Source organism: Lysinibacillus canaveralius, from assembly GCF_047301505.1.
Classification (GTDB): Bacteria; Bacillota; Bacilli; order Bacillales_A; family Planococcaceae; genus Lysinibacillus_B.
In genome coordinates, this window is the sequence record NZ_CP154840.1 from 1,946,266 (window position 1) to 1,969,950 (window position 23,685).

25 protein-coding genes are annotated in these 23,685 nt (G+C 45.2%); 20 read left to right on the top strand and 5 right to left on the bottom strand.

The window, feature by feature from the left end:
• Positions 1 to 131: 131 nt before the first annotated feature.
• From AA0Y26_RS09805 to imm48, 4 genes are all read left to right on the top strand, one after another.
• Positions 132 to 1,136 carry a hypothetical protein gene (locus AA0Y26_RS09805; RefSeq protein WP_413367383.1) on the top strand — a complete coding sequence of 335 codons (1,005 nt, stop codon included), beginning with the start codon at positions 132 to 134 and terminating at the stop codon, positions 1,134 to 1,136.
• Positions 1,133 to 1,588: a hypothetical protein gene (locus AA0Y26_RS09810; protein WP_413367385.1), complete on the top strand. Its 456-nt coding sequence runs from the start codon at positions 1,133 to 1,135 to the stop codon at positions 1,586 to 1,588. Before AA0Y26_RS09805 ends, AA0Y26_RS09810 begins: the two co-directional genes overlap by 4 nt.
• A gap of 383 nt (positions 1,589 to 1,971) precedes the next feature.
• Positions 1,972 to 2,112: a hypothetical protein gene (locus AA0Y26_RS09815; RefSeq protein WP_413367387.1), complete on the top strand. Its 141-nt coding sequence runs from the start codon at positions 1,972 to 1,974 to the stop codon at positions 2,110 to 2,112.
• A gap of 306 nt (positions 2,113 to 2,418) precedes the next feature.
• On the top strand, positions 2,419 to 2,835 hold the full coding sequence (imm48, locus tag AA0Y26_RS09820; RefSeq protein WP_413367389.1) for an Imm48 family immunity protein: 417 nt from the start codon (positions 2,419 to 2,421) through the stop codon (positions 2,833 to 2,835).
• 94 nt (positions 2,836 to 2,929) lie between these two features.
• Here imm48 and AA0Y26_RS09825 read toward each other — a convergent pair whose 3' ends face one another.
• The gene (locus tag AA0Y26_RS09825) at positions 2,930 to 3,388 is read right to left on the bottom strand and encodes a GNAT family N-acetyltransferase (protein WP_413367391.1); all 459 of its coding nucleotides are present in this window, start codon (positions 3,386 to 3,388) and stop codon (positions 2,930 to 2,932) included.
• Between the two features lie 123 nt (positions 3,389 to 3,511).
• Positions 3,512 to 3,847, bottom strand: coding sequence for a DUF3139 domain-containing protein (locus AA0Y26_RS09830; RefSeq protein ID WP_413367393.1), 336 nt, complete (start codon positions 3,845 to 3,847; stop codon positions 3,512 to 3,514).
• A gap of 134 nt (positions 3,848 to 3,981) precedes the next feature.
• On the opposite strand from AA0Y26_RS09830, the gene AA0Y26_RS09835 reads away from it, so the two are divergent.
• The 3 genes from AA0Y26_RS09835 to AA0Y26_RS09845 all read left to right on the top strand — a co-directional run bounded on the left by AA0Y26_RS09835 (position 3,982) and on the right by AA0Y26_RS09845 (position 5,444).
• Positions 3,982 to 4,443: a hypothetical protein gene (locus tag AA0Y26_RS09835; protein ID WP_413367395.1), complete on the top strand. Its 462-nt coding sequence runs from the start codon at positions 3,982 to 3,984 to the stop codon at positions 4,441 to 4,443.
• A gap of 115 nt (positions 4,444 to 4,558) precedes the next feature.
• Entirely contained in the window at positions 4,559 to 4,786 is a 228-nt protein-coding gene (locus tag AA0Y26_RS09840) for a DUF3953 domain-containing protein (RefSeq protein ID WP_413367397.1), read from the top strand.
• 172 nt (positions 4,787 to 4,958) lie between these two features.
• Positions 4,959 to 5,444, top strand: a complete 486-nt coding sequence (locus AA0Y26_RS09845; protein ID WP_413367399.1) for a YbaK/EbsC family protein — start codon at positions 4,959 to 4,961, stop codon at positions 5,442 to 5,444.
• Between the two features lie 252 nt (positions 5,445 to 5,696).
• Here AA0Y26_RS09845 and AA0Y26_RS09850 read toward each other — a convergent pair whose 3' ends face one another.
• From AA0Y26_RS09850 to AA0Y26_RS09860, 3 genes are all read right to left on the bottom strand, one after another.
• Positions 5,697 to 6,605: a 3-hydroxyacyl-CoA dehydrogenase gene (locus AA0Y26_RS09850; RefSeq protein ID WP_413368139.1), complete on the bottom strand. Its 909-nt coding sequence runs from the start codon at positions 6,603 to 6,605 to the stop codon at positions 5,697 to 5,699.
• A 68-nt stretch (positions 6,606 to 6,673) separates the two neighbouring features.
• Positions 6,674 to 7,186 carry an adenylate kinase gene (locus tag AA0Y26_RS09855; protein ID WP_413367400.1) on the bottom strand — a complete coding sequence of 171 codons (513 nt, stop codon included), beginning with the start codon at positions 7,184 to 7,186 and terminating at the stop codon, positions 6,674 to 6,676.
• An 8-nt stretch (positions 7,187 to 7,194) separates the two neighbouring features.
• Positions 7,195 to 9,114 (bottom strand): GTP-binding protein, encoded by a 1,920-nt coding sequence (locus tag AA0Y26_RS09860; RefSeq protein WP_413367402.1) that lies wholly within the window; start codon positions 9,112 to 9,114, stop codon positions 7,195 to 7,197.
• A gap of 138 nt (positions 9,115 to 9,252) precedes the next feature.
• Between AA0Y26_RS09860 and AA0Y26_RS09865 the strand changes: the two genes are divergently transcribed.
• The 13 genes from AA0Y26_RS09865 to AA0Y26_RS09925 all read left to right on the top strand — a co-directional run bounded on the left by AA0Y26_RS09865 (position 9,253) and on the right by AA0Y26_RS09925 (position 23,598).
• On the top strand, positions 9,253 to 9,663 hold the full coding sequence (locus tag AA0Y26_RS09865) for a pyridoxamine 5'-phosphate oxidase family protein (protein WP_413367404.1): 411 nt from the start codon (positions 9,253 to 9,255) through the stop codon (positions 9,661 to 9,663).
• A 15-nt stretch (positions 9,664 to 9,678) separates the two neighbouring features.
• Positions 9,679 to 10,098 (top strand): pyridoxamine 5'-phosphate oxidase family protein, encoded by a 420-nt coding sequence (locus AA0Y26_RS09870; RefSeq protein WP_413367405.1) that lies wholly within the window; start codon positions 9,679 to 9,681, stop codon positions 10,096 to 10,098.
• 1,058 nt (positions 10,099 to 11,156) lie between these two features.
• Positions 11,157 to 12,380, top strand: coding sequence for a M20 family metallopeptidase (locus AA0Y26_RS09875; RefSeq protein WP_413367407.1), 1,224 nt, complete (start codon positions 11,157 to 11,159; stop codon positions 12,378 to 12,380).
• Entirely contained in the window at positions 12,377 to 13,450 is a 1,074-nt protein-coding gene (locus AA0Y26_RS09880; protein WP_413367409.1) for a tartrate dehydrogenase, read from the top strand. The genes AA0Y26_RS09875 and AA0Y26_RS09880 overlap by 4 nt, the downstream gene beginning before the upstream one ends.
• A gap of 1 nt (position 13,451) precedes the next feature.
• A complete protein-coding gene (locus AA0Y26_RS09885) occupies positions 13,452 to 14,168 on the top strand; it encodes an SDR family NAD(P)-dependent oxidoreductase (protein ID WP_413367411.1) in 717 nt (238 codons plus the stop codon).
• A gap of 11 nt (positions 14,169 to 14,179) precedes the next feature.
• Positions 14,180 to 15,628, top strand: a complete 1,449-nt coding sequence (locus tag AA0Y26_RS09890; RefSeq protein ID WP_413367413.1) for an aldehyde dehydrogenase family protein — start codon at positions 14,180 to 14,182, stop codon at positions 15,626 to 15,628.
• Complete coding sequence (locus AA0Y26_RS09895; RefSeq protein WP_413368141.1) at positions 15,624 to 16,652, top strand: ABC transporter ATP-binding protein; 1,029 nt, start codon at positions 15,624 to 15,626, stop codon at positions 16,650 to 16,652. The genes AA0Y26_RS09890 and AA0Y26_RS09895 overlap by 5 nt, the downstream gene beginning before the upstream one ends.
• Positions 16,627 to 17,613: an ABC transporter ATP-binding protein gene (locus tag AA0Y26_RS09900; protein ID WP_413367415.1), complete on the top strand. Its 987-nt coding sequence runs from the start codon at positions 16,627 to 16,629 to the stop codon at positions 17,611 to 17,613. Before AA0Y26_RS09895 ends, AA0Y26_RS09900 begins: the two co-directional genes overlap by 26 nt.
• The gene (locus AA0Y26_RS09905) at positions 17,613 to 18,578 is read left to right on the top strand and encodes a P1 family peptidase (RefSeq protein WP_413367417.1); all 966 of its coding nucleotides are present in this window, start codon (positions 17,613 to 17,615) and stop codon (positions 18,576 to 18,578) included. Before AA0Y26_RS09900 ends, AA0Y26_RS09905 begins: the two co-directional genes overlap by 1 nt.
• A gap of 12 nt (positions 18,579 to 18,590) precedes the next feature.
• Positions 18,591 to 20,126 (top strand): ABC transporter substrate-binding protein, encoded by a 1,536-nt coding sequence (locus AA0Y26_RS09910; protein ID WP_413367419.1) that lies wholly within the window; start codon positions 18,591 to 18,593, stop codon positions 20,124 to 20,126.
• Between the two features lie 16 nt (positions 20,127 to 20,142).
• The gene (locus tag AA0Y26_RS09915) at positions 20,143 to 21,084 is read left to right on the top strand and encodes an ABC transporter permease (RefSeq protein ID WP_413368143.1); all 942 of its coding nucleotides are present in this window, start codon (positions 20,143 to 20,145) and stop codon (positions 21,082 to 21,084) included.
• A 12-nt stretch (positions 21,085 to 21,096) separates the two neighbouring features.
• Entirely contained in the window at positions 21,097 to 21,921 is an 825-nt protein-coding gene (locus tag AA0Y26_RS09920; protein ID WP_413367421.1) for an ABC transporter permease, read from the top strand.
• Between the two features lie 393 nt (positions 21,922 to 22,314).
• Positions 22,315 to 23,598 (top strand): hypothetical protein, encoded by a 1,284-nt coding sequence (locus AA0Y26_RS09925; protein ID WP_413367423.1) that lies wholly within the window; start codon positions 22,315 to 22,317, stop codon positions 23,596 to 23,598.
• The last annotated feature ends 87 nt before the right edge of the window (positions 23,599 to 23,685 follow it).

Here is a 23,685-nt window from a genome sequence, read left to right on the forward strand (position 1 = left end):
GAAAATATACAAGGAATTATCCTTTTTAAGTCGAAATCATGTTCTAGCTTATGTTAAATTATGTATGTAAAGGTAAATTATAAAATTTGATTTGTGGAAAGGACAAACTGAATAATCAATTGGAGAGAAAAATGGTAAATCAAAAGAAATTAGAAATGGCGTTTAGAAGATATAAAAATAACTATGTTGATGATATTTATTATAAAGATGTAAAGGAAAAGTATACTGTTAGTGCAAGTAAAATCAAAAATATTGCAGAGTGCAATTCTATAGAAAAAGATCATATATTATTGATTAATTTAAACAAAATACTATCATACCAATTGTCGCTATGGAAAAATCAGGTGTTAATGAAAGAAGGAAAAAGCATAGAACATTTAAAATCTATGCAAGTGATAACATTTTATCAATGTGTAATCCAAAACCTCTATAAAAACCGATATCCAAAAATGATGGTTGAGTATTCTTTTAGGGAAGTTATTGCAACCTTAATTCATTTCACAATGTACGGGTGGGTAAAAGAGGAGAACATTCTATTCGAGTTCATCGTGGATCATTTTGGCAGCCGTTGGATGGATGCGGATAATTGGAACAAGCATACATGGTTCTTGTTGGAAATCTATTTGCAATATAGAAATAAAACCATCATGGGAACAAATCAAAATCTGCATAGGACGGTTAGAGAGCAATTTAAAGAAGCAGAGCTGGAATATAGTTTAATCCCTGAAGACTTGGATGTTTATACAGAAGTATTAGAACGATGGACAACTGCACCACTTGAGGAAATTAAGGAGCTAATTGAAAGAATGTCATCATTTCACTCCATCTTGGCATCCGAATTAGGTGAGTCAATTGAATTTGGGGACTATAGATATGGCTTCTATCCGTATGAAATTCTATTTCTTATCTATGTGAGACAAAAGCGCGGTTTACCTGTACCCCAACAGTTTGACGATTTTTTAATGAATACGCCGGAAGCACAGATGGTGATACAGGATCCGGAACCATATCCAGAATGGGATCCTCTTCTGCGCCTGATTGATAATTTTTATCGGAAAAACTATCCGGAATATATCCCAAACGATCATGGGGCGTTGTTTCAAGGAACCGAGAATCTAGGAGGGGAAATAGAATGACAGAAGAAGAGATCGTACCGATTATTTTCAAAAAAAGTGATGAAATAGAAGTAATTCTAAATGGCTCACAAACGGAAAGTATATATACTTCGATATTAAAGTATGGTCTGTCTACAAAGAAATTTCTCTATGTAGATTTTAAAGGTGAAGAAAACTATGAAATCACTAACTATATTCTAGATTACGAATTTAGCCACCAGCTCGAATTAGCCTCTCTGGATGAGCTTGAAGACTTGGATACGTTTGAATATGAATTTTTGCCCGAAAAGATTAAGGAAGTCAATAAAGTATTGTCTACCAAAGGATGTGGACTTTTTTCTTACCCAACTGAAGGGGACTTTTATGCTCTATTTATTGCCAAGCTGGAGGACAAAGCAAAGTTGTTGCAAGTAGAGCTGCTGGAGGATGAATATATCCCGTATAAAGAAAGATTTATACAGTACTTCAGCTAAGCGGTGCAATGTATGTGAATTAGATAGGTTGATGATGGGATGAAGCATTTCATTATCAACCTTTTGTTTTTAAGTAATTAATAAAAATAGAAGAAAAATGTAGAAGAAGTATAGAATATCATCAAATATTTATGGCTGAGAATAGAGGGAGATATTAAAAGTTTAGAGGAAGATGAAAAGAACGGTATTCAAAGACCGACATTCTTCCTTAAACAATTAAAAGCCTATGCTTCTGGTAATTTTACTTGCGGATGGGATGGAAAATGGCCGGTGGGTCATTTAATCGTTTAGTATAGTTGTGTTCTATTCCCTGGTTACTGATCGGATTAATTCTGAAGTGGGAGAGAAGTTCAATATGAATTTGCTACAAGAGTAAGAATGTGATGGGGGAAGCCGTAGAATATATTGGCATCCCCCTTTCGGATTTAAAAGGTCCACTGCATTACAGTGAGGACGAAGGGATTAACGAAGCTTCGTTTGAAATTTTCTTTCAAGTAATATCAAGGCAAGATATAGAAACGTAAAAGGCTTGTCCTTAGGGATGGGCTTTTTATTTTGCCTAATTCCTTAAACTACAGATTTGGAGGGAATCGGCATTTAAAAACAGCTAAAGAAAATACCTCGGTCAGAGGGTTTCTTTCCTTAGCCAACAAGGTAGCATAATGGATAGAGAAAAATAGAAATAATAGGTAAATTAATACCTAATATGGTAAAATATTTAAAGATAAAAGTCTGAACTTTCTATGAATAGCTTAACGAAGAGGATGGAATATAGAATCTCGTTTCTGCATGGTAGTCTGAAATCATTATTTTGAATGGAGTGATTCGATTTGGAAGAAAAAAATGTGAAAAGTACATTTGCTGGTGAAGCCTCTGAAATGGTAGCGGCGATTTTTAATATGCTGGACATCTACACGGAGGAACTAACGGAACTAGAAAGACAGATTATCTCTGCCTTTTCATTCGGCATGATCAATGGCGCAGCGATGGAAGAGGGCGCTGACCCGATGACTGTGCAAGGAACTATGGCAGGGGTTTTGATTCGGCAATTCGGCTATTCAGAAAATCAGGCAGTAGACTTCATGCAGCAGCTGATTGAAAGTACGAACCGTGAATTCCATCCTACAATGTACGTCATCATTCACAGGGGTCTCGAAGGTTATTATGATTATCGAGACCAACAATATAGTCTGGTGCATGAGAATCTCACGGATATTATAGACACGATCGTAACTAGCAATGACTAATAATGAGACGAAACATAGTACGCAGCACTCACTTGATATACCAGCCACTGCTCGTACATGAGAGAGCGTAGCTTGTAAGGAACTGAAACAGCTTCTAATGGGAAGGGCGGTTGCGTAACAGCGTGATAAAAACGTTTGGGGCTACTTCAATATCCTTCACTTCATGAAATCCGTACGTTTTGTAAAGATTTTTAGCAGGTATATTTTCAGCACCTGTCGTCACAGCTGTTTCATAACCCCTGCAGACGTTCTCGATCAAATAACCGAGCAATCTTTTGGCTATCCCTTTTCTGAAATGGATCGGGTCAACAACTAAACGGCAGATTTGAAAATGGCCTTCGTCATGTGTGTAGGAAATAAAGCCGGCCAGCACATCCTCTATTAGATAGCCTGCAAATGTTTCGTTCGATTGAATAATCGAGTCTACTGTATCTTGTAATTGCGGAATCCCGTCAAAATTCATTATGTCTGCCTCTACTTTATAGGCGGGTATTTGCACAGCAAGAATTTTTTCAGCCGTTTCCTTATGTTTATTATTTAGCTCACGAATCATGTTTTCACTTCCTGACGTTGTATTTTTGTATCCAAATAGCTTTCCCTTTGCCAGCCAGTACCTGTTTCATCAAAAGGGCAGCTTACTCCTAAAGAGACCAGACAGCTGCCTGGCAGGCTACTTTTATTCATATGGTGCATAATGTTTTAATCGTTCCGGTGATTGGATGGTATGGCCGTCTTCCGTATAAAACTCAAATTGCCCTAACTGATTTTTGTCATGGGCGAAATAGATATAGTTGACTTGCGGTTCATCTGAAAAAATGACTGTAACCGCATACGCTGGCAGCCCGGCAAAATGCCAACTCGCTTCGATTGACTGAATTTCCTCCGGCTTGTATGCCATTTCTTCTATCAAAAAATGCTCGATTCGCCGCTCATACATTTGTTTCTTTAGGTGAACCGTACAAAACGGAGCGAGCAGTAAAATGACCACCCCTGCTAAAAGAAGTTTCTTCATGCCCATCTCCTCCTTTACGGTTTCCTGAAACGCAGCACCGGTAGTCAGGCAGAATGTGATATCCTTATTTTAACAGATATTGAAGGAGGAATAGCAAAATCATCCTTAAAAGTGTAGTAAAGGGGAATAGCGAGATGAAGAGGGAAAATGATTTACTGGATGAAGGGAATGCATGGGAAGCTGTATTGTCTGCTGGCTTAACGATCAATCGTCCGGATGGTTTTAAAGATGAGCATGATTACTTTATCGCATTGGATTTTTTACATGAGCTTGAAAGCGGCGGGCATGGAAGTCTACTGGAATGGTCTTCAGACATCATAGAGGTGCTGGGCATCCGTACATATATTGAGCGCCTAACCAGTATGCTTGAAAAAATAGGGGCAGAGGAGTATGCAGAAATTGAAAAGCAATATGCCGAAAAATTATGGATACTCAACAGAGCATTGGCAAACGGAGAAGATGTCATGGAAGAGTATGACCGGTTGATTGAGGAAGCCGATAAAAGATATACGCAGCTAGGAGAACTCCTGCTTGATCGGATGCAGGCGTATTCGTTGGTGATTTATAAGGAACTAAGTGAAAACATTGAAGAATAAAAGGATGGAGGTCTCTACTAATATTGCCAGATGAGCTGGAATCTGCCGCTCTAACTAGACAAAGAACAGCAGATTCCGACAATTAGTGGAGTTTCATAATGAGGAGTGATTTATTTTGTTCACGATATTACGTATTGTATTTTCAGTCATAACATTGGTCCTGGCCGGATACGTATTGGTGACAAATAATACAGAATACCAGGCGTACCTGGAGCTGTCTCTAGGGTTACTGATGCTCATTATGGGAATCGATGAAATAAAGCAGGGTAGAAAAGGATGGGGCTGTTTCTTCCTATTGTTATTTGCATTAATAAGCATCCTAACTATTCAAAGACTTATATGAAAAAGTTGCATAGCAGGGACATAGCATAGCTGCGGTTGGGACACAAAAAACATTTCCTCTATAAATAAAGACGCCAATTATTCCAGTAAATGAATGTATCGTGCAAAAATTCAGTCAATAATCACTTTCTCTAGTATAATAAAGCACAGCAACTAGTGAAAGGAGTCTGATCATGAGTTTACAAGCAGTACAAGCATATTTTAAGGAAAGAGGACGGGAGCAGGATATTGTCGTCCATGAACAGAGTACAGCATCGGTACAGGAGGCGGCGGATGCTGTAGGTGTACACCCGGCACGCATCGCCAAAACATTGTGCTTTCAAGGGCAGGAGTCGCCGGTTCTTGTTGTCGCTGCCGGGGACACAAAGGTGGATAATGCAAAGTTCAAGCAAACATTCGGCGTAAAGGCAAAGATGCTGGACCCGGATACAGTACTGCAGGTGACGGGTCATGCGGTCGGCGGTGTCTGCCCATTTGCGTTAGCAACGGATGTGCCGGTCTACTTGGATGCTTCGCTGCAGCGCTTTTCAACCGTTCATCCTGCATGCGGAAGCAGTAACTCTTCGATCGAGCTGACAGTAGAAGAGCTGCAGGAATTCGCGAGGGCTGTTAAGCTGGTCGATGTGTGTAAGGGCTGGGACCCCGAGCTGGCTGAGTAATTTCTGAAGGCTACATAAGGTGTATATAGTAAGGGGAAAGCATCCAAGCTGAGAAATAATCGAAAACGGTGAAGGGAAATAATCTACTCAAATGTTGAAATAATTAGAAAATTACAAAATTATTACCCAGGAAATGAGGGTGTTAAACCAAAAAAGAAAGTTCTTTTTGGTTTTTTTGTGAAGGAAAACCCGCCCAATGAATCATACAAAAAACCGGACATCCTATCAGGAATGTCCGGTCGTTTTTTTTATTTAAGGTTTTAAGAAGTCTGGAGATTGGTAGGCAGGGTTTGGATATTTATAGAATCCTTCACCTGTTTGAATCCCCATTTTTCCTTGATCCAGGAACTCGCTTTTCACTTTATCAGCGATTGCTTTGTACGGATTGTTCTCTTGATCAGGATACTTCGCCGCTTTTGTGCTGACGATGTTATAAACTGTTTGCAGGCCGACAACATCAATGATAGCGAATGGTCCCATTGGGGCACCTGTTGCGATCATCCACGTTTTATCGATTGTTTCTGGTTCCGATACGTCGTTGCCCCATAGGTATTGTGCTGCATCAAGGAACGGAACTAGCAGAGAGTTTAAAATATAGCCAGGCTGTTCCTTTTTGATGTGTAATGGCACCATGCCGATTGCCGCTGCAAAGGCTAGTACATCCTGTACAACTTGTGGGTCTGTACCTGGATGCTCCATCACTTCACCCGTGTTGTTTTTCCAGATTGTGTTGGCGAAGTGAAGCGCTAAGAATTTTTCAGGACGGCCTGTAAATTCTGCAAAATCACTTGGCAGCATTGTAGATGAGTTTGTTGCAAATACTGTTTTTTCAGGCGCAACTTTGCCAAGCTGTGTATAGAAGTTTTCTTTGATTTCCTTTAATTCCGGCACCGCTTCAATGACAAGGTCAGCATCCTTCACAGCTTCCGCCATGTCTGTTGCATAGCTGATGCGTCCTTGTGCTGATTTTACCGCTTCCTGTTCATCAAGGAAGTAGTTGCCGTATGTCTCTTCTAATTTAGCGATTCGCTCTTTTGCATTGGCAATCGCTGTGTCATTGATATCAAAAATTGTGACATTAAATCCTTTAAAAGCCGTTTGGAAGGCAATTTGGCTTCCTAGAACACCGCTTCCTGCTACTGTTACATGTTGATAATTCATCATAAGAACCTCCATTTTTCATTTTTGCCTGCATTTAAAATATTCCCTACCCTCAACGTATCAAACGGCTAGTTTGATGAAATACGTTCGAGCCAAGACGTGAGGTCACGCGGATGCGCGAATATGATAGAGTCGCACGGAGCCTGACGGACAGCCTCTGCAATGTCAGGGCGGGCATCTTGCTCATAGTGCCAAACCCACTTGGCAAATTCCAGATCCAGCTTTTCAGGACAGCCGGGTGTCATATCTGGTCGGGTTTTCCCGAAATTTGTAACAGCACGTTTCAATACGCGCGGAAAGCAAATATGCCGCGGGAAATCGAGCCAGATAATCAAATCCGCATACTGTGCCCGAAGAGAAAGGGTGGAGTCAAAATTGCCATCCATAATCCAGGCTTCCTTCTGCAGTTCAGCCAACATCTTTTCCCGGAAAACCGGGCGTTCTGCAGGGATCCAGCCAGGCTGCCAAAAGAGCTGGTCCAGGTGAATGAGCGGCAGCCCGGTCAGCTGATGCAGCTGCCGTGAGAAGGTGGACTTGCCGGCACCGGCACAGCCGATTACCAAAACTTTCTGATGTCGCATAAAACCTCCTATAGTTTGTGCATCATAGACTGCGCTTCATACCATGGAACAGAAAAGCCCTTGCCTTTTGCACAAAAAATACTGGAAGAGGAGTACTCCGGATCTGCATCCTTGTTGTAGCTGATCCGTTCCATTACTTCCTCCGTATTGTGGCATACATCATAGCCGTCAAACGTCAATGTAATTGCGCCTTTTCCGTTCGTATACGCAGCGAATTGGGTACTGTAGTTCATAAAGGTAGCAACTGGCACTCTCCCGGTTAGTAAAGCGTAGTTCTCGGTTACTTCAGGCGGATCAAAAGTGCCCGAAGCCTGCTGAACATCCGTCATCATACGGCCGATATGGTCACTAGCCGCCTTCAGTTTAAAATGATAGTACGGCTCGAGCAGAATGTTCTCTGCCTGTTCAAGCCCTTGCCGCAGTGCCCGGAAAGTCGCCTCGCGGAAATCACCGCCATCCGTATGCTTAATGTGGGCAGCTCCTGTCAGTAACGTAAAATGGATATCCGTCACAGGAGAGCCGGTCAGCAGGCCATGATGATCCCGCTCAAACAAGTGATGCTCGATAAGGCGCTGATGCCCAACCGTTAAATCGTCCGCATGGCAGGCATTTGTAAAGGTAATCCCTGACCCTCGCCGGCCGGGCTCCATTTTTACATGCACCTCTGCATAATGCTTGAGCGGTTCAAAATGTCCGTAACCGGTCACAGTAGAAGAGATTGTCTCTTTATACAGAATTTCGGGATCCTCAAACTGCACCTCTAGGGCAAACCTCGCTAGTAAGATGTCCCGCAGGATTTCCAGCTGAATGACACCCATAATATGTACGTGAATCGATTGTGATGCTTCCTGCCAAAGGACGCGTAAGGATGGTTCCTCAGCTTCAAGTAACCGGAACAGCTGCAGTACTTCCCTAATATGAACATTCCCATTATATACTACTTTTGCCTGTAAGGTAGGAATTAGCTTATACATTTTTGCCTTTTCATAGGAGCTCCTGATTAGGTCTCCTGCCTCAGGTGTAGTAAGTCCTTTGACCGCAAACAGTTCTCCGGCCTCCACACTTGCTGCAGTTTTAAAGCGGCTGCCATTATACAAACGGATTTCCGTAATCTTCTCAGAATGCTCTCCAAAGGACAGCTCATCCCGTACACTAAGCGTACCGGACAGCGCCTTCAGAAACGTGAGGCGCTGATCGCCGTCATGACGGATTTTCACTACCTCTGCCTGAAAAAGAGGGGCAGCATCATAATCTGTCTTTGTCAACTTGTGCAGCACAGCAAAAAATTCACCGATGCCAAGCCCCTTGAGCGCAGCACCAGACATCGCAATAAAGGCCTCTTCCTGCTTCACCAAATTGATGAGTGCCTGTTCGATGTCCTGCTCTGTCAGCGATTCGTCCATAAACTGCTCGAAAAGTCCCTCGTCGCGCTCTGCTACAAACTCAGCGGCATCCGTCAGACGCTCCAGCGGCAAGATATCAGGCGAGAACTCTCGCTGCAGGGAAGCGAGCAATGTATCCAGATCAGCACCTTCCCGGTCAACTTTATTCAAGAACAGGAAGGTCGGAACGCCATACTCTCGGAGAAGCCGCCAAACGGTTTCCGTGTGTCCCTGAATTCCTTCGACCGCGCTAATAATCAGCACGGCATAATCCATCGCTCGGATGGCACGCTCCATCTCGGGGGAGAAGTCGACGTGTCCCGGTGTATCGATCAATGTGTATGTATCACCTTCATAATCGAACAATCCCTGCTCCGCGAAAATAGTAATCCCCCGCGCTTTTTCCAGCTCATGATTGTCCAAAAAGGCGTCCTGGTGGTCCACACGGCCGAGCGATTGAATGCTGTTCGTGTGATACAAAAGCTGCTCGGAAAAGGTTGTCTTGCCGGCATCCACGTGGGCTAATACGCCTATTGTTTTTCTCATATACAAAACCTCTTTTATGTTAGTGTTTTCATTATAAGACAGCCATTGTCAGGATGCCAGAGAAGACGTGTACTGTTTAAATCCGCGCCAGATGGGTACTTTATACATGTATGACAAATAGATAAAGGAGTGGGTATCGTGAGTACCACAAAGAAAGAACAGGCTTTAGAAATTTTGTCAAAAAACTATGTAGGTGTAATGGCAACAGTGGCAGGGGACAGACCAACCTCGCGCTATATGACATTCGAACATGAGGACTTTACCTTGTATACTGCGACTCCAAGAGACTCCGACTTACTAAAAGAGCTACAGGCAAATCCCCACACCCACATTTTATACGGCTATGAAAACGGAGATATGGGCGACACGTTTTTAGAGATTGAGGGAACGGCTGCGGAATTCAACGCGGATGCAATCAAAGAAAAAATTGTTGCGAAATATCCATATCACGTGGACGGTATGTCGATGACACTATTGAAAATTGAGCCTGTACGCATGCGCTTTATGAATAAAGCCGGTGACAATCAGGAAGACGTCGATTTCCAATAAGAAAGGGTGGGACAAATGGAAACATTACGAGAACAAATCCTAGAAATCTTAAATAAACAAAACATCGGTTCAATGGTAACAGTGAAGGACAATAAGCCAAACGCACGTTACATGACATTCACAAATGAAGGCTTTACGCTATTTGCGGTGACAGAAGAGGATTCTTCGAAGGTACTGGACCTTGAAAAGAATCCGTATACGCATATTCTTTACGGTTATACATTAGAGGATGTGGATGCGCCTTACCTTGAAATTGAGGGCAAGGTGACAGACTTCAAAGATGACGAGCTGAAGCTGAAAGTAACAAACTTCTTCCGCGGCCTTTTCACAAAGGATTCAAGCGACATGATTACAATCCAAATCGAGCCGACACGCATCCGTCTGATGAACAAAAAAGGACAGCCCCCGCAAGAACTTGAATATCCATTTTCATGAGTACAAAGCGATCTTCTACGGAAGGTCGCTTCAGAGTATAGACAAAATGCCTCCAGAGAAGGACTCTCGAGGCATTTTATCATTTTTGGACGTAGTTGATATAACTTTCAACTGGGCTTTATTTGTGCAACGCCTCTACGTGATGCTTTCATCTCGTATAAAACATCGTGCCATATACAAGTGGCACGATGTATTAAATTCATAGCTGCACAAGTAAGCATTTCCTACAGGGATATTTTTGGAAGTTCCCAGAAGGTTGTCCAACGTACATCATTCTTTTCTTTCACATTCAGTAAAGATACTTTCAATCGTCAGCGTTTCAAGTTTTTCACGTTCATTGATTTAGTTTATCGTCATCATGGTTATCATCACCTCAGAATAGTTGTAAATGTAGAAGTACAACATATTTTCAGTAGCTGATACAAGTCGGTTGGAGTGGAAGGCGAGAAGACTCCTACGGGAACAGCAAATTTATTTGCGACGAAAGGAGCAAAGGCTAAAACCGTCACATCGTGTGACAACGCCTTTGTGACCAACATCAGGTTGGCCCAAAGCACCCGGACTGAGCGCAGCGAGGGAGAAGGCTGAGGCCGTGCCCGTGGAAAGCGTAGCGCCTGTAACGGAAATTGACGATTTCATAATTTTAAATTTCTTTAAGTTTTTCTTCAGTCTAAAGCGATCTTCTCCGGAAGGTCGCTTTTTTATTATGTGTACGAAGGATAAGAGCAAAAAATAAGCAGGCCTTAATTCCGCGGAATCTACTAAAAGCCAAAATAAAATACTGAAAACTATTAAACTTTAGTGAAATAAAACTTCCATTTCCTAGCACAAAATAATGGCAAACCTTCTTTTTTTAGAGACGAATAGGAAGCGGCTGCGTTGAATAGTAGTAAAGAACCGCTGGAAAAACCTTGTGCTGATGTAAGAAATGGAGTTTACAAAAAGTAAAAAAGTTTTAGCTGAATAACTTACATAATGTAAAAGGTTAGGAATAAATGTAATGTTTTCTAATAGTAAAAACATATATTATAAGAAAATTCAGAAAGAGTGATGCGATAATGTTAGCCTTGAAAAAGACCGAGACTTATTTACGAGATCGTGAGACTGTTATTCATCTCACGCAGAAACTGGTTCGTATTGATAGTGTGTTTCGAGATGATGGCGTTAGCACAGAACAAGAAGCAGCTGAATTTGTTGCGCAGTATTTACGAGCTATTGGGATTGAAACGCATGTGGAGGAGGTAGTGCCTGGCCGGCCGAATGTGATCGGGATTATCGATTCTGGAAAACCAGGTAAGACGCTATTATTCGAAGGACATACAGACGTAGTGACAGAGGGAAACCGGGAAGCCTGGAAATATGATCCATTCGGTGCTGAAATCGTTGATGGGCGCATGTACGGGAGAGGGACAAATGATACAAAAGGAAACTTGGCATGCATGATTACAGCGTGCCAATCCATCCTGCTCGACGAAGAAGCGTTTACAGGCAAGATCATTCTCTGTATTCCATGTGATGAAGAAGGCTTGATGCTTGGTATCAAGCATTTTATTAAGCAGGGGTGGGCCGATGGTGTAGACGGTGCAATCATTTGTGAGCCAGAGGAAAATCAAGTGTGTATCGCACAGCGCGGCGCTATTCGTCTGCGAGTGGATATTTACGGAAAGATGGCGCACGGGGCCATTTCCTGGAGCGGCATCAATCCGAACTGGCGTATGGCACGCTTCATTACGGAAATGGAAAAGCTTGAAAAAGAGGAGCAGCTTCGCCTGGGAGAGGACCCGTTTTTAAAATGGCCGACGATTACACCGACCATTTTACGTGCCCCGGTAAAAGGCGATGCCCAAATCAATGTCATTCCGGACCATTGCATGACGACGCTGGATATCAGAACGGTGCCGGCGCAGGATCATGATGAATTGCTTGCCAAAATCGAAGCAATCATTGACCGGATGAAGGCAGAGGACCCGGATTTCAATGTGGAGCTGACGGTGTTAGATAACCGTCCCGCAACCGCTACGGATAAGGATGAGCCGGTTGTCCAAGCAATCTATCAAGCTGTAAAAGACGTGCTCGAGACAGAGCCGCGCTATAACGGTGTGCCGGGAGCGACGGACGGGACCTTCCTTCATGTGCATGGTGTACCGATTGTCACAATCGGTGCAGGCGACCGGGAGATTCCTCATCAGATTGACGAATACGTAGATATTGAAGAGCTGGCTGAAACGACAGCGATTTACCGGAAAGCGGCACTGCTCTTTTTGGCAGGTGAAGAAGCATGAAGATAGCGGTCATTCCTGGAGACGGGATCGGAAAAGAAGTGATGCAGGAAGCGCTCCTTGTACTGGAAACCCTGCAGGAGCTTGAAGAGGATCTGTCCGTTGACACAACCATTTTCGACTGGAGCTCTGATTATTACCTCAGAACTGGAAGGATGATGCCTGAGGACGGGTTAACGATGCTCGCCGGTTACGATGCCATTCTGTTTGGGGCGATTGGGGATGCAAGGGTGCCGGATGATGTGACCGTATGGGAGCTGATCATGCCGATCCGGAAGCAATTTGATCAGTATGTTAATTTTCGGCCGGTGAAATCACTGCCTGGGATTGCCTCTCCATTAGCGCATGCCGATCATATCGATTTCGTTATTTTCCGCGAGAATACAGAAGGAGAATATTCGAATAGCGGCGGAAGATTATATAGGGACAAACCGCAGGACCTAGCGATACAAAATACGGTCATGACCAAAAAAGGCATCGGCAATATTGTCAGCGCTGCATGTGACTATGCTCAGAAATACGGAAAATCGACGGTGACAAGTGCAACAAAGTCAAATGCTGTCATTCATACGATGAAATTTTGGGATGAATGTGTGACGGAGCAGATGAAGCAATACCCGGATTTGCATTTGAAATCCTACTATATTGATGCACTCGTCGCGTACTTTGTGGAGAAACCGCAGGAATTTGAAGTAGTGGTTGCTTCAAATTTATTTGGTGATATTTTATCAGACCTCGGTTCAGCCATTATCGGAGGGCTGGGGCTGTCTCCATCAGGCAATATAAACCCGGAGCGAAACTACCCTTCGATGTTTGAACCGGTACACGGCTCCGCACCCGATATTGCCGGACGAGGCATTGCCAATCCGATTGCCCAGATTTGGTCGCTTGCCTTGCTGCTCGGTCATCTAGGCCGTACAGATTTAGAAAAGGTAATTGTCTCATCAATTGAGCGGGTCCTGGAGGCCGGAGAGGTGAAAACAGCGGATATAGGCGGTTCCGCGACTACAAAAGAGATGGGTACAGCGATTCGTGAAGCGGTAAAGACAAGTTTTGAAAGGCGGGTTGTCTAATATGGAAACAGTGATTGTGACAGGTGCTGCCGGTGGGATGGGGCAGGCAATTGTGAAAACATTGGTTGATCGTGGATTTCATGTTGCAGGAATCGATTTAGCAGAGCAAAGTTCGTTTTCTCATCCTCATTTCTTTTATGAACAAGGAAATGTGCTGGATGAAGAACAGGTGCAAACATTTGTTGACCAGCTGGACGAGGTGAGGGGTGTTGTAAATGCAATCGGGCTTGCCCAATCGGCAACACCGGTGGAAGAAGTCTCGATGGATTTTTGGAACAAAGTAATGGATGTCAATGTCAAAAGCCTTTTCATTATGGCAAAGGCTGTTGTTCCGAAGATGAAACAGGCGCAAAAAGGCTCGATACTGAATATCGCCTCGATTTCAGCGGTCAGGCCAAGACCAGGCTTGCAGGCATATATTGCCTCAAAGGGAGCGGCAGAAAGCTTTTCCCGTGCACTGGCCATTGAGCTGGCGCCATTTCAAATCCGCGTCAATACGATTCACCCGGGCCCGGCGGATACACAAATGCTCGGACAATTCGCTGCAGCAGGTGCCGACATAGAAGAGGCAAAGCAGCAAATTTTTGTCCAGTCCGTGCCACTCGGCAGACTCATTACACCGGAGGACATAGCAAATTCTGTCCGCTTCCTGCTCTCGGATGAGGCGAGTGCCATCACAGGTGCTACCTTGCATGTAGACGGCGGACGCGGCTTATAAGGAGTGAGGAAATGGAACATATCCCAATGTGTATAGATGGAGAATGGATTTTTGGAGAAAAGGATATTCACGTATACAATCCGTCAACCGGCAAACCGCACGTGACCCTTTCGAATGCGACAATTGAACAAATCGACCAGGCGATAGAAAGTGCCAATCGGGCATTCGATAGCGAGGAATGGCGCAAATTCAAGCCTTTTGAACGCGGTCAGCTGCTAGTGGAGCTTGCGCAGTTTATCCGGACGCATGCAGAGCAGTGGGCACAGCTGGAAAGCCTGGATGTCGGTAAGCCCATGACACAGGCCTGTGCAGATATTGAGGCGGCAGCACGCTATTTCGAATTTTACGGGGGTGCTGCTGATAAGGTCATGGGTGAAACAATCCCGATCGAGGATGGCATGCTGAATGCGGTCGTTCTTGAACCAGTCGGCGTAACGGTTCATATTGTGCCCTGGAACTACCCCATCCAGATTACTTCTAGAAGTGTTGCAGCAGCCATTGCAACAGGCAATGCGGTCATCATCAAAAGCGCCGAGGATACACCGCTTACTACCCATGAAATGGTGAAATGGCTGAAAGACCGGCTGCCAAAGGGAATCATCCAGCATATTACAGGATACGGACGGGATGCAGGTGCTTATTTAAGCAGCCACCCCGATATCCATCACATTACATTCACAGGCTCCGTTCCGACAGGCATCTCCGTCATGCAGGCGGCAGCACAAAATGTAGTTCCTGTGACATTAGAGCTTGGCGGGAAGTCACCGAACATCGTTTTTCAGGATGCTGATGAAGAGCAGGCACTAGAAGGCGTGCTGCGGGCCATTGTACAAAATGCCGGCCAGACTTGCTCAGCAGGTGCAAGGCTGTTAATTGAGCGCTCGTATAAAGAGCCGTTTCTTGCTAAACTTGTGACGCTTTTTGAAAAGATTACGATCGGGGCAGGCGAGCAGGATCTTGATATGGGTCCGCTTTTAAATGAAACGCAGTATAAAAAGATTACGAGTCTTTTAGAAATGGCTGCAAAGGATGGCCATGTCTTAACAGGCGGGAAAAGCCTGCAAATAGAAGGGTACCCGGAAGGCTATTATGTAGCGCCGACCATTGTGGATGGATTGGATGTAGCTCATCCGCTCGCGATGGAGGAAATTTTCGGGCCGGTACTGACTGTATTTACGTTTGACACAGTGCAGGAGGCGATTGCTCTGGCTAACGCGACAGCCTATGGACTTGTAGCAGGGATTTGGACGAGCAATGTGAATACAGCACATTATGTCGCAAGCCGTGTGAAAGCAGGGCAGGTGTTTATTAATAACTACGGTGCTGCTGGCGGGATTCAAATGCCGTTTGGCGGCTATAAAAAAAGCGGTATTGGACGCGAAAAAGGACTGGTCGCCCTTCGAAACTATACACAAATGAAAAATATTGCGATTCGCTATACCGCTCCCGGAGGTGATTGATGTGAATGAGGACAAGGAGTTGGTCTTGGAAGTCAAGGACCTATCCATTTCTTTTGATCTGCCAAATGGGCAGGAAGCAAAGGTTGTAGAGGATATCAGCTTTTCTGTTTATAAAGGAGAGACGCTGGCCCTTGTCGGCGAATCAGGCAGCGGGAAAAGCATTACATCCCTGGCTGTGATGCGGCTGCTTCCAATCCCGCCAGGAAGAATTGCCTCAGGTACAATCCAGCTGAACGGCCACGATCTACTGCAGATGAAGCTAAAAGAGATGAGTTCCATTCGGGGAAATGAAATCAGCATGATATTTCAGGAGCCGATGACTTCCCTTGATCCGGTATTTAAAGTAAGCAGTCAATTGATTGAGGGAATCCGCAGACATCAAAAGGTTTCAAAAAAGGAAGCCTTTGAAATTGCGCTTGGCATGCTGAAGGAGGTAGGTATTGCCAATGCCGAAAAGGTCATGCATGAGTATCCGCATCAATTATCAGGTGGAATGCGCCAGCGGGTCATGATTGCGATGGCGATGGCGAATAACCCAAAGCTATTAATAGCCGACGAACCGACGACGGCCCTTGATGTGACGGTGCAGGCCCAGATTTTGCGGCTGATGCTGAAAATGAAGGAGGAGCATGGCTCGGCGATTTTATTTATTACGCATGATATGGGGGTAGTAGCAGAAACGGCGGACCGTGTAATGGTCATGTACGCCGGGCAGATTGTGGAGGAAGCCCCGGTGAAGACATTGTTTACTGAGCCAAAGCATCCTTATACGATTGCGCTGCTGAAAACGATCCCTTCATTAGATGAAAATGTCCGCCGGCTGCCTTCCATTCCCGGCACGGTCCCTTCAGCCAGTCAGCTCCCGAATGGCTGCCGTTTCGCCGCACGCTGCGAGCACGCCATGCCGATTTGCAGTGAAAAACAGCCTGACATGAGGGAGTTTGCGCATCGGCAGCAAGTCCGCTGTCATCTGTACACAGAGAAGGGAGTGAGCGTGAATGTCGAAGCAGAACATTTTGCTTGAAGTGCGTGATCTAAAGGCCTATTTTCCGGTCAAGCGCAAATCCCTTCGTGAGGAAAAGAAGGTTGTCAAAGCAGTCGATGATATTTCCATCGAAATTTTTAAAGGTGAAACGCTGGGAATCGTAGGCGAATCCGGATCGGGCAAATCTACGCTTGGCAGGACGATTTTAAAGCTGATCGAACCTACTTCCGGCGAAATTTTATATGAAGGCCAGCCTATCCAGCAGCTAACAGGCAGGGCGCTGCAGAAATTCCGCAATCAAATGCAGATGGTTTTCCAGGACCCGTTTTCTTCGCTTAATCCGCGCATGCGCATCGGCGACATCATTGAAGAGCCGATGAAGCTTCAGCTCTCCCTTACAAAAGAAGAGCGGCGGCAGCGTGTAAAGGAGCTGCTGGAGAAAGTAGGCCTGCGCGAGGATGCGATGAGGAAGTTCCCGCATGAATTTTCCGGAGGGCAGCGGCAGCGTATTGGTATTGCCCGGGCACTGGCGATTAATCCCGCTTTTATCATCGCGGATGAACCCGTTTCGGCACTGGATGTATCCGTACAGTCGCAGGTGCTGAATTTAATGATGGACCTGCAGGATGATCTAGGACTGACGTATATGTTCATCTCCCATGATCTAGGCGTTGTCAAGCATATTAGTGATCGCGTCGCTGTTATGTATTTAGGAAGAATCGTGGAAATAGGTGAAAAAAATGCCCTATACGAAAATCCGCTGCATCCCTATACACAGGCATTGCTCGCGGCAATTCCTGTCGTGGATTTTGACAAAAAGCGGGATACAGAGCCATTAAAGGGGGATCTGCCAAGCCCGATGGATCCGCCGGTCGGCTGTGTGTTTCATACCCGCTGCCCTAAAGCAATGCCCATTTGTTCACAGAAGCGCCCTGTATTGTCGAGCCAGAATAATCAGCAGCGAGTGGCCTGCTTCTTATATGAGGAGGAGGGGATTTGATGTTTCATAATATTACGGATGTTCCCGGTATCGAAGTCGGCCATGTCGAGGATAAAACTGGTGTAACCGGCTGTACGGCAGTACTGGCAAAAAAGGGCGCCGTTTGCGGGGTGGATGTACGGGGCTCCGCTCCCGGCACGCGCGAAACGGACGCCCTTGATCCGGTTAACGAAATCCAGCAGGTGCATGCCATATCGCTGGCAGGCGGAAGTGCATTCGGCTTGGATGCAGCTGCGGGTATCATGCGCTATTTGGCAGAGCAAAAAGTAGGTGTAGATGCCGCTGTTGCCACGATCCCCATTGTACCGGGCGCCGTCATTTTTGATTTGTTTCTAGGCGACCCGACCGCCTATGCGACTGCGGCAATGGGCTATGAGGCAGCAAAAAATGCGGCGGCAGGCCCTTTTGAAAACGGCAATATTGGTGCCGGCTACGGCGCAACGGTCGGAAAGGTTGCCGGCCCGCAATATTGTATGAAAGGCGGACTTGGCAGCAGTTCGGTAAAAGGGACAGCTGATTTGGTCGTTGGTGCGGTTGTGGTTGTCAATGCAGTCGGCGATGTAAAGGACCCGAAAACGTATGAAACGATTGCCGGGGGGCGTGATGCTCATACAGGCGAGTGGATCAACAGCTGCGACTATTTAAAGCAGCAGCATGGATCGATGGCGCTCCCAGGGACGAACACAACAATTGGTGTCGTAGCCATGAATGCGAAGCTGACAAAGGCAGAAGCAAAGAAAATTGCCCAGCTGACCCATAATGCACTGGCGAGAACGATTTACCCGGTGCATACGATGCTGGATGGGGACACGATCTTTGTGTTAGGAACCGGTGACCGGCAATATTCCGTTGATTATTTAGGGCAATTGGCTACAGAAGCAATGGAGCAAGCCATCATTAATGGTGTGAAAATGGCCGAATCCATCGGGCAAGTGGAAAGCTATCAAAGCCTTCAAGGCAAATAGGGGGAGCAGGGCATGAAAAAAGTTTGGCTACTAATGATGACCATATTATGTGCATTTGTTTTGGCAGCGTGCACCGAAGAAGACGGCGGCACGGATGGAAATGACGGCGGCGGTACAGCAGGGGCCCAGGAAATCACGGTACGTGTCAATGATGATCCGGATTTTCTGGATCCGCATAAGGCGACAGCGTCTATTTCATTCCAAATGATTTTGAATATGTTCGAAGGGCTGATGGCTCCTGAAACGGACGGTTCCTTGAAATATGCGATTGCAGAAAGCCATGAAGTATCGGAGGACGGGCTTGAATATACGTTCAAAATCCGCCAGGGAGTAAAATTCCACGATGGCTCTGATGTAACGATTGATGATGTGAAATATACGTTTGACCGCCTGATGGGTACGAATGGCGGTGAAAAAATGAAAAACAACTTTGATAATGTCGTTTCTGCGGAAGCGGTAGATGAATCAACGTTCAAATTTGTATTGGCAGAGCCGAATTCAAACTTCCTTTATTCCTTAACAGCACTAACTTCAGCGGTCATACCGGCTGGCAACGACGAAAAACATAATGAAAATCCAATCGGTACCGGTCCTTTTGCATTTGAAAAATACTCACCAGGCATGAATTTGATTGTTAAGAAAAATGAGAATTACTGGCGTGAAGGCCTGCCTTATTTAGATAAAGTGACATTTGCGTTCCAGTCCGATGATCAGGCGGCCATTATGAGCCTGTTAGCGAACGAAGTAGATGTAACAGCTGTTCCGTGGCAAAGGGTCAACGAAGTAACAGATAACTATAATACGTCTCACCAAAACAATAACTCCTCGCTGGTCGTCACGTTTAACGAAACAAAAGCGCCGTTTGACAATGTAAAAGTACGCCAGGCGATTGCGATGGCGATCAATAAAGACGATATTATCGATTCCGTGTTCTCCGGCTATGCGGTGAAGCTGGGCTCCAATATGAGTCCGGCGATGGGAGACTTCCATGATCCATCATTAGTAGATCTGTATTCGTTTGATGTAGATAAAGCGAAACAACTGCTTGTTGAAGCGGGCTATGAAGATGGTTTCTCCACAAAGATTACCGTTTCTTCGCATAACGGTATTTACAGTAATATCGCGCAAATCGTTGTAGAGAATCTGAAGGCAATCGGAATCGATGTAGAAATCGAAGTAGTAGAGTGGGGCATATGGCTTGACCGGGTATACTTCGGTCGTGATTATGAAATGACGGCGATTGATCTAACGGGCCGTCCATCAGCGTATGAAGTACTAAACGACTACGTATCAACAAATGATGCAGAAAACTTCTTCCTGTTCAACAACCCGGAATTTGATCAAGTCATGGCGGATGTCCTGCTTGAAATCGATCCTGCAAAACAGGTCGAATATTATCATAAAGCCCAGGCCATTTTAGCCGAACAGGCAGCGGCCGTGTATATTGCCGATTACCAGATTATTTGGGGTTCAGATAAGGCAGTGTCCGGGCTCAAGAGCTATCCGTTCTGGTTCCATGATATGTCTGAGGTGAAAATGTCAAATTAGAAAGGACTGAAGCATGATGGTTTATATATTGCGCCGCTTCATCCTGTTAATCATCACAGTCGTCCTCGTCTCGATTATTACATTTGGTGTTTTTCAGGTTTTGCCCGGTGACCCTGTCCGAACGATGCTTGGTACCGAGGCAGATCCTACACAAATTGAAAATTTACGGTCTGAGCTAGGCTTGGACCGTCCGCTTCATGAACAGTATTTGGATTGGATGAAGGGGTTATTAACAGGGGAGCTCGGCGATTCCATTCGATTTTCGATGCCGGTAAAAGACTTATTGCTGGCCAGACTGCCTGTCACCATTTCATTGGCGGCTATTACACTCCTTTTTGTTTGTCTCATTTCCTTGCCGTTAGGAATGTTTGCTGCAAGGCGCCAAAATCAGCTAAGTGATTTAACGCTGTCTACCGCTACACAGATCGGGATGGCGATTCCTTCGTTTTGGCTCGGGATGATCCTGATTCTATACATTGGCTTGAATATCGAGTTCTTTAAAATCAGCGGCTACATCCCATGGACAACGAGTATTGCCGGGGCGCTCAGTACATTGATTCTCCCCGCACTGACGATTGCTATTCCGCAAATTGCGGTTAATTTCCGCTATGTACGCACGGCGATTCTAGAGCAGGTCAGGATGGATTACGTCCGTACGATACGCAGTAAAGGAATCGTTGAAAGAATCGTCATGCATAAGCATGTCCTTAAAAATGCGATGATTCCGATTTTAACGGTATTCGGGTTGATTACGGCAGAAATTGTGGCAGGGACCATTATCGTTGAGCAGGTATTTTCCCTCCCAGGTGTTGGCCAGTTATTGATTACAGCGATCAACAACCGGGATTTCCCGTTAGTTCAAGGCATAGTGATGTATATTACAGTGGCTGTAGTAGCGATTAACTTTATTGTGGACATTTTATATACAGTCCTTGACCCACGTATTCGATTGCGATAGGAGGCGTGAACAATGAAAATAAAACGATTTACGAAAAATATCAATTTCATCATTGGCGCACTCATTATCGGAGGTTTTTTTATCTTGATGTGCATCAGCGTATTCTACACCCCGCATGACGTGACGGCAATGAATGTTCCGGACAAGCTGCTCGGACCGAACGGGGCACATTGGTTCGGGACGGATGAGTTTGGCCGCGATATTTTCAGCAGGATCATGAAAGGGACGCAAACTGCCTTTTCGGTCGGATTGTTAACCGTGGTCATCGGAGTGCTCTTTGGGGTGCTGATCGGCGGTACAGCCGGTTATTTTGGAGGATGGGTCGATGAAATTTTTATGCGGATTCTCGATGCACTTATGGCATTCCCGGGAATCATTTTAGCCTTAATGCTCGTAGCAATTTTTGGCCCGGGCATTATCAATACAGCCATTGCGCTGGGCATTATTGCGATACCGAATATTGCCCGTATTGTCCGAAGCGGTTTTGTACAGCACCGGGACTCCGAATATATACTGGCCGCGAAATTGATCGGTGTCAAAACGTATACCATTATGTTCCGCCATATCCTGCCTAATATTTCATCGCAAATTATTGTTGCGGCAACCGTGACGTTTGCGACAGCGATGCTGGCAGAGGCAGCGCTCAGCTATCTAGGACTTGGCGTTCAGCCGCCTAACCCGAGCTGGGGCAGGATGCTGAAGGATTCCCAGTCATACTTAGTAAATGCACCTTGGTATACGTATGCACCAGGAGCAGCCATTACCCTTATGGTGTTAGGACTGTATATGCTGAGCAACGCCTTACGGGATTTCCTGGATCCCCGTTCAAAAGCTTAATGCGATACCGAAAAGAACGTGTATGACAATCAAAATCAATAGACACAAAAAGCAAAGCCATAACAGCGGTTTTGCTTTTTTGTATGTTTGGTAAAAAGAGTTGAATTGATGAGCTCCAGCAGTTGATGATTGATCCATCTCAGCCTGTCGCTAATTCAAGCTCGTCATCAATAGTGTTTAGATAGATAGCGAAGCTCTGGTGAATGTTGAGGTTAAACGGAGATGATACGTTTCCATTCGGTTACCTTGCAGCAGAGAATGAAGTCGTAGACCATGACATATTATTTTGAAGAAAGCACATAACCGGGTTACTGCTTCCAGATCACAGTAGAGGGATAAAAGGAAAGTTAGCAGTACTCATGGTATGCTAGAGAAAGGAAAGGGGATGGTAGAATGCTTGAAATATTAAAGCGATTTGTCAAAGAGGAGCTTGCTTATATCACACAGCAGGACGACATCCAATTCATTTATGATGTGAATGGCGAATTAGTTGGAGAAATACATATGGAACAAGGTTTTATATCACATATCGATTTTTATGATGCGGATATGCTTGCTGAAGAGGGGATTCCGTTTAGTAACAGCGCCATGATCAATGCCGTTCTTAGGCCGAATGAGGTAACAGAAGAAGTAGAGGCAGCTGCTATACCTCATATTGCGCGGGAAATGAAGGAAGCTCTGGATGACCGGGCACTGCAGCTCGATAGTGTAATTGACTTCGATGTAAATTATTTAGCGATTTTTGAAGAGGTGGAGCTGCGGTACGGCTTGACGATCCCTAATACCGGGCTGCAGCTGGCAATTAGAAGAGATGGTACCCTTAGCAGTGCGACGTTTATGCGTCAGCCATTTACGATCATTTATCCGGAGGAAATGATTCCAAAGGCCGAAGCTCGGCGGATTCTTACCGAGGAGCAGCTAGTACAGTTATCAATTAAGCCGGAGGAGTGGGAATATGCTTATGTCCCAACCTTCGATGTATATGGAGTGGAAGCGGACGGCCGCGTAAAACGTTTAGGAGGCAAGGCTCGCTATGAAGCGCTTCCGGAAGTGGAGCCTATCGATTCACTTGAGGCATTTTTGCAAGGCGGCAGGCCTGCTTCCGTTCCGTTAGAGGAAGAGGAAGATGCATACTACTGGGAATATCCAGAACAGGAGAATCTAGTACAGTCTCTATTGGAAGAGTCATCATTTCAGAGAGCATGCCGTACACTGCAGGGGATAGTAGGATCTTGGTATCGAAACTACCAGCTGGAGCATGTGGAAGAACTACCAGCCGAGCTCTCTATTTATCTCCAAGATACTTTTGAAAACTCGGTCACCTACCGTTTTGTCTACTGTCATGAAGGTGTGTACTTACCAGAACATGCGGCAGAGATTACTGTGCACCAAACGACAGGTCAAATGGAAGGCGTTACCGTGCCAAAGATTCCATTTGAAAAACTGATGACTATTCAACCGCCCATTATTACGTTGGAGGCGGCGAATACCGCAGCAAAGCAGCTGGTAGATGTGCGTCTATCAATGGAACGAATTGATATGGCGGATAACCTATATACGTCCGTTTATTTGATGGAATATCCATCGTCACCAACACAGGGAGAAATCGAGAGTATCGACGCTTATTCTGGAGAAATCCGCTTTGTGGAGACGGGTCTCATGAAAATAGATGAATGACAATAGGAAAAAACTTATTAAATAAACGATGATAGAAATATTTCTAGTTAAAAACTGTCATAATTTCTCCTCTAGTAAGCATAGAAT